9 protein-coding genes are annotated in these 14,149 nt (G+C 54.6%); 1 reads left to right on the plus strand and 8 read right to left on the minus strand.

Features of this window, described 5'->3' with window-relative positions:
• Positions 1-36: 36 nt before the first annotated feature.
• Positions 37-258 carry a DNA-binding transcriptional regulator gene (locus tag HV229_RS09305; RefSeq protein WP_041327762.1) on the plus strand — a complete coding sequence of 74 codons (222 nt, stop codon included), beginning with the start codon at positions 37-39 and terminating at the stop codon, positions 256-258.
• A gap of 662 nt (positions 259-920) precedes the next feature.
• Here the strand turns inward: HV229_RS09305 and yegQ are convergent.
• The 8 genes from yegQ to HV229_RS09345 all read right to left on the minus strand — a co-directional run bounded on the left by yegQ (position 921) and on the right by HV229_RS09345 (position 13,887).
• Complete coding sequence (yegQ, locus tag HV229_RS09310; protein ID WP_046275427.1) at positions 921-2,282, minus strand: tRNA 5-hydroxyuridine modification protein YegQ; 1,362 nt, start codon at positions 2,280-2,282, stop codon at positions 921-923.
• Positions 2,283-2,441: 159 nt separating this feature from the next.
• Entirely contained in the window at positions 2,442-2,774 is a 333-nt protein-coding gene (locus HV229_RS09315; RefSeq protein ID WP_019077150.1) for a YegP family protein, read from the minus strand.
• A gap of 131 nt (positions 2,775-2,905) precedes the next feature.
• On the minus strand, positions 2,906-3,628 hold the full coding sequence (gene baeR, locus HV229_RS09320) for a two-component system response regulator BaeR (RefSeq protein ID WP_019077149.1): 723 nt from the start codon (positions 3,626-3,628) through the stop codon (positions 2,906-2,908).
• Positions 3,625-5,028, minus strand: a complete 1,404-nt coding sequence (gene baeS, locus HV229_RS09325) for a two-component system sensor histidine kinase BaeS (RefSeq protein WP_016153606.1) — start codon at positions 5,026-5,028, stop codon at positions 3,625-3,627. Before baeS ends, baeR begins: the two co-directional genes overlap by 4 nt.
• A complete protein-coding gene (locus tag HV229_RS09330; RefSeq protein WP_016153605.1) occupies positions 5,028-6,440 on the minus strand; it encodes an MFS transporter in 1,413 nt (470 codons plus the stop codon). Before HV229_RS09330 ends, baeS begins: the two co-directional genes overlap by 1 nt.
• A complete protein-coding gene (gene mdtC / locus HV229_RS09335) occupies positions 6,437-9,517 on the minus strand; it encodes a multidrug efflux RND transporter permease subunit MdtC (RefSeq protein WP_181547378.1) in 3,081 nt (1,026 codons plus the stop codon). Before mdtC ends, HV229_RS09330 begins: the two co-directional genes overlap by 4 nt.
• Entirely contained in the window at positions 9,518-12,640 is a 3,123-nt protein-coding gene (locus HV229_RS09340; protein ID WP_181547380.1) for an MdtB/MuxB family multidrug efflux RND transporter permease subunit, read from the minus strand. It lies immediately after the preceding gene.
• Positions 12,640-13,887: an MdtA/MuxA family multidrug efflux RND transporter periplasmic adaptor subunit gene (locus tag HV229_RS09345; RefSeq protein ID WP_181547382.1), complete on the minus strand. Its 1,248-nt coding sequence runs from the start codon at positions 13,885-13,887 to the stop codon at positions 12,640-12,642. Before HV229_RS09345 ends, HV229_RS09340 begins: the two co-directional genes overlap by 1 nt.
• Positions 13,888-14,149: the final 262 nt, after the last annotated feature.

A 14,149-nucleotide genomic window follows, 5' to 3' on the forward strand; every position in this document is an offset into this window, starting at 1 on the left:
AAATCACTGTATTGAAAACGCTCAGAGGTGCTCATCATGTTTCATTGCCCGAAATGCCATTACGCCGCCCATGCCCGCACGAGTCGCTATTTTTCTGATACCACAAAAGAGCGGTATCATCAGTGCACAAACATCAACTGCAGTTGTACTTTTGTCACGACAGAAACCGTTGAGCGTTTCATCGTTTCGCCGGGGGAAGTCGTACCGGCTCCACCGCACCCGACAGTGTCCGGTCAGCATCAAATGCCCTGGCTGTGAGTCAAAAGAAAATCCCGCAAATGCGGGGTTTTCTGTATTTTCGCGATTAGACATCGTCCGGTAGTTCGCGTATCGCTTTGCGTATGTTTGATTCAGCGTCGTCAAGCTCACTTATAGCCCTGTTGATATCTGAACGGCCATTCTCTACCTTGGAGCGAGTACGCTTCAAAACGGTCATGGCGTCATCAATTGCACTTAGAGCCCGCTTTAATCTTCTCTTGGTATCCATCTTTGCCAATTCCTTGTTTTCATAGATATTTCACAATATTTAATGAGAATACATTGGTATTAATCGAAAATAAGTGTCTGGTATCTCATTTATACAACCCGAAAACATGATTTATGAGGGATTCTTCTTGTCTGGTGTGGCATTACTTTTTAGTTCAGGTGACGAAGGGGTGAGCCTCGCATAAGCGAGGCTTTTAGTATCGATGTGGTCAATGTGTGGACATTGGAAGAAATAAATCCATTTATTTCAGTAGATTATGGGTAAAAAATAAGCCTGCGTAAGGGAGATTACGCAGGCTAAGGAGGTGGTTCCTGGTACAGCTAGCATTTATGGGTTATGTTTTTCAGCGGATGAGATAATACCCTTAATGAACGAAGCGGTATGTGATCGATTTCTAAGAATCTTCCGAACGCTGAAAAATAACCGTAATTAACTACTTAGCATGTGGGTTGCGCGTGGACTCACCGGTAAAATTACGCATCAACAATGCATAATTCAGATCGATATCCTCCGGTACAGGCATCCACACGGTGTAACCATCGCCCGGCGCAACCGGCATCGCTTCGCCTTTCGCGTTTTCCATCTGTTCGAGGGTAAAGTTGATGTTGCCCTGTGGGGTCATCAGCTCCAGGCTGTCGCCGACGGTGAATTTATTTTTCACCAGCACAGCCGCCAGTTCACCTTTACGTTCGCCAGTGAATTCGCCGACAAACTGCTGACGCTCGGAAACAGAGAAGCCGTATTCGTAGTTCTGATAGTCGTCATGCGTATGGCGGCGCAGGAACCCCTCGGTGTAACCGCGATGCGCCAGACCTTCCAGCGTTTCCAGCAGTTGCGGGTCGAACGGTTTCCCGGCAGCGGCATCATCAATGGCCTTGCGATAAACCTGCGCGGTACGTGCACAGTAATAGTATGATTTAGTACGGCCTTCAATTTTCAGCGAATGCACGCCCATCTGAGTCAGGCGCTCAACGTGGGCAATGGCACGCAAATCCTTCGAGTTCATGATGTAAGTGCCGTGTTCGTCTTCAAACGCGGTCATGTACTCACCCGGACGCTGGGCTTCTTCGATCATAAAGACTTTGTCAGTCGGCGCGCCAATACCCAGCGTCGGCTCAACATTTTGTACCGGGATAGGCTCGTACTTATGCACGATATTGCCCACCACGTCTTCTTTGCCTTCCTGCACGTTGTATTCCCAGCGGCAGGCATTGGTACAGGTACCCTGATTTGGGTCACGCTTGTTGATGTAGCCAGAGAGCAGGCAGCGGCCGGAGTAAGCCATGCACAGCGCGCCGTGAACAAAGATCTCAATTTCCATATCCGGCACCTGGGTGCGGATCTCTTCAATTTCTTCCAACGACAGTTCGCGGGACAGGATCACACGGGTCAATCCCATCTGCTTCCAGAATTTCACCGTCGCCCAGTTTACGGCGTTAGCCTGTACTGAAAGGTGAATGTCCATGTCAGGGAAGTTTTCGCGCACCAACATAATCAGACCAGGGTCGGACATGATCAGTGCATCCGGTCCCATTTCCACCACAGGTTTCAGGTCACGAATGAAGGTCTTCAGCTTGGCGTTATGCGGGGCAATATTAACCACCACATAGAATTTTTTACCCAGTTCATGGGCTTCATTAATGCCTAGCTGCAGGTTTTCGTGATTGAATTCGTTGTTGCGTACGCGCAGTGAGTAACGCGGCTGGCCCGCATATACAGCGTCTGCGCCATAGGCGAAAGCGTAACGCATGTTTTTCAGCGTTCCCGCCGGGGAAAGGAGTTCCGGTTTAAACATAATTTTCTCGTTCTGATGACAGGTCAGACTCGCCTCACTCAATGAGGCGGTTAGGGGAGTGCCCCCATATTAAGGGCGGGCATTGTAGCGCTGCGGGGAAGACAGGTAAAGAAAAACGCCGGGCGACAGCGTGGCGTTACCCGGCTGAGCGAGTCATTATCAGGTTTTATCTTTTATCGTCTGAGTGACACCATTGGTCTTAACTGAAGCAATACCGGTCTCGCGCGACTGTTCATTCGCATACAGTTGACTGCTACCAATAATCTGGTGGTTTGCTGCTTTCAGATTGAAATGCAATTTGCCATTAGCTGCCGTTTTTTTCTCGTAACGCTCGGCCAGGGGGCTGTTAGCCTGGACAGATGCGATCCCTTTTTCTGCCGCGCCTTTTGTCGTGTAAAGCTCACTGGTAAGGATAGTTTCCCCGTTTCCAGCCTTAAGAACAAAGCGGTACTGATCATCGCTACTCTTGCTTAATTCAAACCAACCAGCCATATGAACTCCTTGATTAAAGTTTTATATCAAACAGTTATTGACGACAGTGTTGCCACAAAGAGTATGAGCGATATTTGGAGAGTTGCTAGTCAACAGGACTCCACGAAGCCGCGGAGTCCTGACGGGAGTGTTTACGCAATCCGACAGGCGTCGGCTTCCCAGCGATACCCTACGCCATAGACCGCGCGGATAAACGACTGCTCCGCATCCAGCGATTCCAGCTTGCGTCGCAGGTTCTTAATATGGCTGTCGATGGTTCGGTCGGTAACGACACGGTAATCGTCATAGAGATGATTGAGCAACTGTTCACGGGAGAACACTTTTCCCGGTTCATGCGACAGCGTTTTGAGTAAGCGAAATTCAGCAGGCGTTAAGTCGAGCATTTTCCCACGCCAGGACGCCTGAAAACGACCTTCATCGACGATCAACGGGCTGTCAGCATCCATCTGTTGCAGTTCGCGCTGCGGCTTGCAACGGCGCAGAATCGTCTTCACGCGAGCAACAACTTCACGCGGGCTGTAGGGTTTGCAAATATAATCATCCGCACCGATCTCCAGCCCCAGCAGGCGATCAATTTCTTCTATCTTGGCGGTTACCATCATGATGGGGACTTCAGAGAATCGGCGGATTTCCCGGCACAGAGTCAGTCCGTCAGTTCCAGGCAGCATCAGATCCAACAAGATCAGATCGGGCGGCGTCTGACGCACGTAAGGAAGAACCAGATCGCCGTGGCTGATGAGCGTAGGAGCGTAGCTTGCCGCGCGCAGGTAGTCGATAAGCAGTTGCCCCAGCTTGGGCTCGTCTTCCACGATCAGAATACGCGGCGTGTTTTCATCAATGGGTAGCTCAGTCATACATCTCTCTGTAAATCGCGTTCCAGCGGTAATGTTACTGTAATGCTAACCCCGCCAAAAGGCGAATGGGCAGCGCGAATCAGACCATTATGCGCCTGTACGATATTGACGCAAATTGCCAGCCCCAGCCCGGAACCACCGCTGGCACGGTTACGCGAGCCTTCGGTGCGATAAAAGCGTTCAAACAGCTTCTGTAACTGGTCGTCACTTACGCCGGGAGCGGAATCAGCGAAGGTTAATAAAACCATACGCTCGCGTTGTTCGGCGCTGATGTGCAGCCCACCGCCGCTGTCGGTGTAGCGCAGACTGTTTTCCAGCAGATTGTTGAACAACTGCATCAGACGATCCCTGTCGCCAAATACCGTCATGCTGTCCGGGAGTGAAAGTTGTATCGTCAGTCCACGGCTGGCAAAGCGTTCACGAAATGCGCCACTTGCCACTTCCAACAGCGGGATGAGATCCAGCGATGTTTTCTGGTAGGCCAGCGCGCCTTCATCGGACATGGAGAGCTGATGCAGATCGTCCACCAGCTTGGTGAGCGTACCGACTTCAGCTTGCAAAGAGGCAACGGAGTCAGGGGTGAACTGGCGTACGCCATCCTGAATGGCCTCCAGTTCACCGCGCAACACCGCTAACGGCGTACGCAGTTCGTGAGAAATATCGGCCATAAAGTCACGACGCATCTGCTGGTTTTTTTCCAGCGTACTGGCAAGCTGGTTGAAGTCCTGCGCCAGCTTGCCCAGCTCATCCGTACTGGTCGGCGCAACGCGAGTGGTGAAATCACCAGCCGCCAGTTTGTGCGTGCCTTCTACCAACCGCTTGACCGGGGCCAGCAGGCTGCGCGCCAGCGTAAACGTTGCCAGCGCAGCCAGGATCGTGGAGAGCGCGACGATGAGCCAACTTGAACGTCTTTGCTGCATGTCGAAATTGATATCCGTATTGCGCGTTAAGCGTTCCACGGGAGAGGCAATCACGGCACCGACTTCGCTACCGTTGACGCGGATCGGATGGCGCATACCGTCACGGGGGACCGGAGCACGCGGACCGACCAGCACACGGGCATTTTGGTCGACAACCCAAAACTGCGTACGCCAGCCGTGCGGCGGCATGCCGGGGCCGGGTTTATCATCGTCGTTGTCGTGTTCAAAAGAGCGCAGGATCTGAAAAACAAACCGATCGTTATTGCGTAAGAATCGCCAGTTGCCGTGCTGTTCATACTGCTCGCTTAATGCGTCGCTGAGCATTTGCAGCCGCTGTTCGTTACCGTGCTTGATATAGTCAATAAAACCGCGTTCGAAGCTTATGCGTACGGCCCAGTGCATGCTGATCAGCAACACGATGCAGGTGGCGAAAATCGCCAGAAACAGTTTGCCGGTGATACCGGGCCGCCAGAACTTCATCAGGTGCTCCTTTTGCGCCGTGAAATCACCGCGTTGGTTTGCGTGTCGTTCGGCACGCGGGCAAAAATAATGGCAGGCAGCGCGATAATGAATGCGATGCACAGCCAGGTATACATAAAGACGGTATGCGTACTTCCGCTGTCGATAACGCTATGCTGCTGACCGAACATACCTAGCAGCAGTCCCGCGATGGTCACCCCGATACTCATCGACAGCTGCATGATCATTGACAGCAGGCTGTTACCACTGCTGGCGAGATCGTCAGGCAGGTCTTTTAACGTCAGGGTGTTCATGGATGAAAAGCGCGTTGAGTTGACCATTCCCTGTAAGAACAGTACGAAGGGCAGGGCGTAATACCAGCCGAGCAGCGCGGTGGTCATCAGCAGCAGACTGACCAGCGACAGGCCAAGCGTTGTAGCGACCAGTACGCGACGGTAGCCAAAGCGGTTAACGACCTGCACCACAATGCGCTTCATGCCCATACTGCCGAGCACCATCGGGATCATCATCAGCCCGGCATGAAAGGGGGAAAAACCGAGGCCTATTTGTAAAAATACCGGCGTCATAAACGGCAGCATACCGCTACCGATGCGTCCGGCAAAACTGCCGAAAAGACCCAGCGAGAAGGTCGGTGTGCGAAACAGATTCAGGCTGAACAGCGCGCGTGGATTACGATGGGCGTGTTTCAGATACAGCGCAATAGCCAGCACTCCGCAGATAACCAACGCTGCCAGCGAGATACTGGAGATGCCGGTTCCTTTACTGCCATCAAGTGCCAGCGTCAGTACCGCCATGCCGACTGCCAGCATCGCAAATCCGGAGAGATCGAAGCGTCGGGTTTGCATGGTGTAGTTGGGCATCAGCATTAACGTCGCTATCGCGCCGACAATGCCAACCGGAATGTTAATCAAAAATATCCAGTGCCAGGAGGCGTACTCAACCAGAATACCGCCTAATGCCGGTCCCAGTAGCGGGCCAATCTGACCGGGCAATGTGACAAACGTCATCGCCGCCATATATTGCTCACGTGGGACGATTTTCATCACCGTTAGCCTGCCGACCGGCACCATCATCGCACCGCCAACGCCTTGTAAGACGCGCGCCATCACCAGCTCGTTGAGTGTGCTGGACCCGGCGCAAAACAGCGAGCCAAGCGTAAACAGGATGATGGCGGTGAAGAAGATATTACGCACGCCAACTTTGTCCGCCAGCCATCCGCTGGCGGGCAGCATCACGGCAACGGTTAAAACATATGACACAATGACCATATGCATGTGTAACGGGCTTTCCCCGAGGCTTGCCGCCATCGAGGGAAGCGCAGTATTCACGATGGTGGTATCCAGCGACTGCATAAAAAAGCCGAATGCCACAATCCAAAGTTGCCAGCGGGTGCTGTCGGGAAGTTCTGTCATAACTCTGCTACCGGTTTGCTATTTTTACGCGAAAAACGCAGACGCAGGCGGTCGAAAAAGAGATAGACCACGGGCGTGGTGTACAGCGTCAGGAGTTGACTCACGACCAGCCCGCCGACAATGGTTATCCCCAACGGTTGACGTAGTTCGGAGCCATCCCCGGCGGATAACACCAGCGGCAGCGCGCCAAACAACGCCGCCAGCGTGGTCATCATGATTGGGCGAAAGCGCAGCAGGCAGGCCTGGAAAATGGCTTCTTCTGGCTGCAGCTTGCCGTTTCTCTGCGCTTCCAGCGCAAAATCGACCATCATGATGGCATTTTTCTTCACAATGCCAATTAATAGCATTATCCCTATCAGGGCGATTAGGCTGAACGGGGCATTGAACAGCTCCAGCGCCAGCAAAGCCCCGACGCCAGCTGAAGGTAGCGTGGAGAGAATGGTCAGGGGATGAACATAGCTTTCATACAGCATCCCCAGAACGATGTAGACCGTGGCAATGGCGGCGATAATCAGGATCACCTGTGAGTTCATGGTGTCCTGAAATACCTGTGCCGTGCCGGCAAAGCTACCGCGAACCGTGGAGGGGACGCCGAGCTGGGTCATGGTTCTGTTGATAGCCTCTGTCGCCTCAGACAGTGAAGAACCTGTTGGCAGGTTAAACGACACGGTTGAGGCAGCGGACAAGCCCTGATGGTTTACCGACAGCGGGGCATTCGCCGGTTGCCATTTGGCAAAGTACGATAGCGGGATTGCCTTACCGTCATTGTTGATGACGAACATTTTATCCAGCGCGCTGATGTCCTGGGTGTAACGTCGATCGACCTCCATCACCACTTTGTACTGATTCATCGGTTGATAAATAGTTGAAATTTGCCGTTGTCCAAAAGCGTTGTTCAACAGGCTGTTAGCGGCTGCAACGTCGATCCCCAGACGAGACATGGTGTCGCGATCGTAGACCAGGTTCATTTCCGCGCCATTGTCCTGCTGATCGGAGTTGACATCCGCCAGTTGGGGCAGGGCGGCAAGCGCCTTACGGATCTTCGGTTCCCACTCGCGCAGTGCCGCCAGATCGTCGGAAAGCAATGTGTATTGATAGCTGGCATTGGCCTGGCGTCCGCCGACGCTAATATCCTGCACCGCCATCAGAAACAGATTCGCGCCAGGCTCTTTTGCAAGCGCGACGCGCAGGCGGTCGATCACCTGCTGAGCGGTTTCACCGCGCTCATCGCGTGGCTTGAGGGTGATAAACATCATCCCGCTGTTAACCCGGGAACCGCCGGTAAAACCGGTGACGTTATTCACCGCCGGGTCGTCGCGGATGATCTTCATAAAGTCCTGCAGTTTGCCGCGCATCGCCTGGAAAGAGATGCTCTGGTCGGCCTGAATCCCCCCCATCAACACGCCCGTATCCTGCTCCGGGAAGAAGGTTTTGGGGATGGAAATATAAAGCCAGATATTCAGCGCAATGGTGCCAAGTAACACCACGCCTACCAGTCGCGTATGGCGCAGCACCCATTTAAGCGAAGTGCCGTAACTCTGTTGCAGTGCCACCAGCACACGACCAAAACCCCGTTTACGAGACTGTTCACGCGGGGCGCTGGATTTGAGCATCCAGCCACACATCATTGGCGTTAATGTCAGCGACACCAGCAGCGAGATACCGATAGCAACTGACAGCGTGACGGCAAATTCGCGCAGCAAGCGCCCAGGCAATCCGCCCATTAACAGCAGCGGGAGGAACACCGCTACCAGCGACAGGCTCATTGAGAGCACCGTGAATCCCACTTCGCGCGTACCTTGTAGCGCCGCCTGCAGTGGCTTCATTCCCGCTTCCAGGTGGCGGGCAATATTTTCCAGCACCACGATTGCGTCATCAACGACAAATCCCGTGGCAATGGTCAACGCCATTAATGACAGGTTGTTCAGGCTGAACCCGCACAGATACATGGCGGCAAAGGTACCGATCAGCGAGACCGGAACCGCTACCGCAGGGATCAGGGTCGCGCGCCCGGAGCGCAGGAAAACAAAGACCACCAGAATAACCAGCGCAACGGAGATAATCAGCGTCTGTTCGACTTCCTCCAGCGAGGCGCGAATGGTCGGTGAACGATCCTGGGCAATTTGCAGATCGATGGCGGCCGGGACCAGCGTTTGTAACTCCGGTAATTTGGCCCGAATGCTGTCTACCGTTTGAATAATATTGGCTTCTGGCAGCTTGCGGATCATCAGCAGGATAGCCGGTTTTGCGTTGGTCATCCCCGCGTTACGTACGTCCTGCACCGAGTCGCTCACAGACGCAACATCGCCCAGCCGCACCGCAGCGCCGTTATTGTAGTGGATGATAATCGGCTGGTACTCGGCGGCGGTTTTCAGCTCATCGTTGGTTTGTACCTGCCAGCGGTGGGTATCATTCTCGATAGCTCCCTGCGGCTTACGCACATTGGCGTTAGCAATCGCGCTACGCACGTCGTCCAGCGACACGCCCTGATTAAACAGCGCTTGCGGATTAAGCCCTACGCGCACGGCAGGCAGAGAGCTGCCCCCAACGTCGACGTCACCCACGCCGTCGATTTGCGCGATGGTCTGTGCTAATTGGGTTGATGCGAAATCGTACAGCTCACCCTGCGAGTAAGTGTCCGACGTGAGCGTCAGGATCATGATTGGCGCATCGGAAGGGTTGGCTTTGCGGTACGTGGGGCGGCTTGGCATGCCGCTGGGTAGCAGGCTTTGCGCTGCGTTAATCGCGGCCTGAACATCCCGCGCCGCGCCATTGATGTCACGGTCGAATTTGAATTCTAGAATAATGCGCGTACTGCCAAGGGAACTGCTCGAGGTCATTTCGTTCACGCCCGCGATGCGCCCCAGTGAGCGCTCCAGCGGGGTGGCTACCGAAGACGCCATCGTTTCAGGGGAAGCGCCGGGTAATGATGCGCTGACCATGATCACCGGGAAATCCACCTGCGGCAGCGGAGCTACCGGCAGCAGACGAAAGCCCAGTATCCCGCACAGGGTGATGGCCACCGAAATGAGAATGGTCGCCACCGGACGATGAATGAAAAGCGCGAAAAATTTCATTTACGCTTCCTCTTCCTGACGCGGGAAGCGGCTTTTCACGTACAGCGACAGACGGTCAAACAGCAGATAAATCACCGGGGTGGTAAACAGGGTTAATACCTGGCTTACCAGCAGACCGCCGACCATACCAATTCCTAATGGACGACGTAATTCGGCCCCCACGCCGGTACTTAACATCAGCGGCAACGCGCCGAGCAGTGCCGCCAGCGTAGTCATCAGAATCGGGCGAAAACGCAGCAGACAGGCCTGGAAAATAGCGTCGCGTGGGGTCATGCCCTGTTCGCGCTCCGCGGCAAGGGCGAAGTCGATCATCATGATGGCGTTTTTCTTGACGATACCGATGAGCAAAATAATGCCGATAATCGCGATGACGTCCAGTTCACTGCCGGCAATCATTAACGCCAGGAGGGCGCCAACGCCCGCCGTGGGTAGCGTGGAGAGAATGGTAATCGGGTGAATAAAGCTCTCATACAGCACGCCGAGGACGATATACATCGCGACAACCGCAGCCACAATCAACCAGATGGTATTACCCAGCGCGGCCTGGAAAGCGAGCGTACTGCCCTGGAACTGGGTGGTAATATTTGCTGGCAGATTGAGCGTTTTTTCGGCTTCCAGAATTGCCTGCACCGCATCGCCCAGCGAATGATCGTCCGGTACGTTGAACGAGATGGTGGTGACCGGGAACTGATCGAGGTGGTTAATCGACAGCGGGGCGAAACGCTGTTCAATGCTGGCGATTGCGCTGAGCGGAACCACGCCGCCGTCGCTGCTGGTCAGACGGATAGTGTCCAGTGCAGCAAGTCCTGGCGTACTATTGGTGTCATGCTCCAACACGACGCGATACTGGTTGGCCTGGGTGTAGATGGTTGAAATCAGTCGCTGGCCGAAGGCGTTGTACAGGGCGTTATCGACATCCGCCATGCTGATGCCTAAACGGCTGGCGCTATCGCGATTGACGTTCACATACGCCACCAGCCCTTGGTCCTGCCAGTCGCTACTGACATCGGACAGTTGCGGTAGCTGGTGTAGTTTTTCTAACAGCTGTGGAACCCAGGTGCTGAGGGCGTCAAGGGACGTTGCTTGCAGCGTAAACTGATATTGCGTCCGGCTGACCTGGGTATCAATCGTCAGGTCCTGGGTGGGCTGAAGATAGAGATCAACGCCGGGTACTCTGTCAACTGCGTCCTGTAGGCGTGCGATCACTTTCTGCACGCGATCGTCGCGATCGTCCAGCGGCTTAAGGTTGATTTGCAGACGCGCGCTGTTCAATGCCGGATTAGTACCATCCACGCCGACAAAAGCGGTCAGGCTCTCGACCGCCGGATCTTGAAGGATGACATCGGAAACCTGGCGCTGGCGCTGGGCCATGCTGGCAAATGAACTGGACTGCGGCGCCTGCAGCGTACCCTGGATGATGCCGTTGTCCTGGATTGGGAAGAACCCTTTGGGGATAAAGACCCATAACATAACGCTCAGTGCCAGCGTGCCGAGCGCCACGCCCAGCGTGAGCCACGGATGGTTCAGCACTTTTGCCAGCCAGTGACCGTACCCGGCAATGACGCGATCGAACATACGCTCCGAGGCGCGGGAGAAGCGGTTTTGCTTACGCAACGAGGCCTGATTAAGCATGCGCGCGCACATCATCGGCGTGAGGGTGAGCGAGACGACGGCGGAAATCAGAATTGCCACGGCCAGCGTAACGGCAAACTCGCGGAATAATCGGCCAACGATATCACCCATAAACAACAGCGGGATCAGCACGGCGATTAGCGAAAATGTCAGAGAGATGATGGTAAAACCAATCTCACCAGCCCCCTTCAGGGCGGCAGTCAGCGGTTTTTCGCCTTTTTCGATATAGCGAGAAATATTCTCGATAACCACGATAGCATCATCCACTACGAATCCTGTCGCGATGGTTAGCGCCATTAGGGTCAGGTTATTGATGGAGAAATCAAGAAATACCATCACCGCGAAAGTACCGATGAGCGACAATGGAACGGCGACCGCAGGAATAATCGTCGCCGGAATATTGCGCAGGAACAGGTAGATGATCATCACCACGAGCGCAATCGCCAGCATTAGCTCAAACTGGGTGTCTGCAACGGACGCACGAATATTGGTCGTACGATCCGAAAGCACGCTGACCTTAACTGATTTGGGCAGGCTTTCGGTGAGCTGCGGCAGCATTTGACGGATACTGTCTGCCGTGGAGATGATGTTCGCCCCAGGCTGGCGCTGAACATTCATCACAATGGCTTGTTGCTTATTGGCCCATGCGCCCAGCCAGCTATTTTCTGCCCCTTGTTCGACGGTGGCGACATCGCCCAGACGAACCGGCGCACCGTTTTTATAGGCCACGATGAGCTGGCGATATTCGTCTGCGGACTGCATCTGGTCGTTGGCGGAAAGGGTGACAGCACGCGTTGGGCCATCAAGACTCCCTTTTGCCGAATTGACGTTAGCCCCGGTAATGGCTGTACGGATGGTTTCGCTGGTCAGACCGAGTGCGGCAATAGCCTGTGCGTTAAGCTTCACGCGGACCGCCGGTCGTTGCCCGCCGGAAAGTGTTACCAGACCGACACCGGAAACCTGAGAGATTTTCTGCGCGACGCGGGTTTCGACCATATCTTCCACCTGCGTCATCGGCATGGCGCTGGACGTGACCGCCAGCGTCATGATCGGTGGATCTGCCGGGTTTACCTTGCTGTAGACCGGCGGATTGGGCAGATCGCCCGGTAATAAATTGGTGGCGGCGTTAATCGCAGCCTGAACTTCCTGCTCGGCAACATCCAGCGGGAGTGTTAGTTGAAACTGCAACGTGACGACCGATGCGCCGCCGGAACTTTGCGAGGACATCTGTTTTAAGCCGGACATCTGTCCGAACTGACGCTCAAGCGGCGCGGTTACCGCCGAGGTCATGACGTCCGGGCTGGCGCCCGGGTACAGCGTAACGACCTGAATCGTGGGGTAATCGACTTCCGGTAAGGCAGCGATCGGCAGGAAACGATAACCGATAATACCGGCAAGCAAAATCGCGACCATCAGCAGCGTGGTGGCGACAGGTCGCAGAATAAACAGGCGTGATGGCCCGCCTGTGTTGTGCGGAGGTAACACCTGCATCAGGAGTTAGCTCCTTTTTTGCCGTATCCGCGGGGCGCAGTTTTCTCGTCCTGAGCTGAGGCGTCATGCGCCTCTACAACTTCTACTTTTGCGCCTTCCGTCAGGCGGTCAATACCGTCGGTTACGACCCGATCGCCTGCGGACAACCCGGCGGCGATCACTACTTTTTGGCTATCCTGAATACCTGGTTTAACCAGATGTTTGCTCACTTTATTCTCGCTGTTCAGCACCCAGACAAAATGGCCCTCATTGCCCATTTGCAGGGCGGCCGTTGGGATCACCACGGCGTTTTGTTCCGTGTCGACCAGCATGCGGGCGTTAACGAACTGGTTAGGGAATAAAGCATCATCCTGATTGTTAAAACGGGCTTTAACTTTGATGGTTCCGGTCGTGGCATCAATCTGATTGTCGAGACTGAGCAGGACGCCTTCGCTCAGTTTTTGCGAATTGGTTCGGTCCCAGGCTTCGACCTTTAACGGAGACCCCGATTTTTGCGCCCGCAACACGGTGGCAATGTCGTTTTCAGGCAAGGTGAATATCAGGTCGATAGGATGGGTTTGCGTAATGACGACGATTCCGGTGGTATCGCCGCTGGAAATTTGGTTACCGACGTCGACCTGCTTCAGACCGACACGCCCCTCTACAGGCGCGGTTATCCGGCTCCAGTCAAGCTGCAATTGGGCGCTGGCGACGCTGGCTTCATCGGCTTTGATTGTCCCTAACGTTTCATTTACCAGCGCCTGCTGGGCATCCAGCTCCTGGCGGGAGACCAGATTAGTTTTCACCAACTGTTGATAGCGGGCAAGGTCGCGACGGGCATTTGCCAGCGTGGCTTTATCTTTTGCCAGTTGGCCCTGCGCCTGAGCCAGAGCAACTTTGAACTGGCTGGGATCTATCTCTGCCAGCAGGTCGCCGGCTTTTACCTGCTGTCCTTCCTCGAAGTGTAAGGCAATGAGCTGACCATCCACCCGGCTACGTACCGTGGCGGTATTTGCGGCAGTAATGGTACCCAGTCCTGTCAGGTAACGCGGAACGGCTTCCATGGCGGCGGTGGCAGCCTGAACGGGAGCCAACGGCCCGGAGCGCATTCCACGCCGTCCCGAACCTGGCGTGTGCTGCGCTGGTTTGGTAGCGCCCGGTGCGTTTTCCTGGGCGTCGTTACGGCTTTGCCAGAACCAGATGGCGGCGACGGTGGCCACAACGATCGCGATTGCTATCACCCAGCGGGATTTTTTACTGCCTTTCATTGTTATAAGTTTCTCATCCTGAAACGATTCGCGGAATGATACTAGTTTAGCCAGCGAACAAGGGAGAAAAATGGAGGAATTATGAAACACTGTCGGGATTCGTCTGAATGCTAATGCGGCTTTGCGAAGCGTTACGCAACAATCGGTGGTGAAGATAGCGAATACGTGATTGTGCGTTAGAGTGCTGATAAGGCAAAAAGGAGGAGAGCCAGAGATTTCAGCGGGACGCTGGAACGGGAAAGCCCCTCCCGAGGAAGGGGCC

It is taken from the genome of Citrobacter sp. RHBSTW-00524 (genome assembly GCF_013747755.1).
GTDB lineage: Bacteria > Pseudomonadota > Gammaproteobacteria > Enterobacterales > Enterobacteriaceae > Citrobacter > Citrobacter braakii.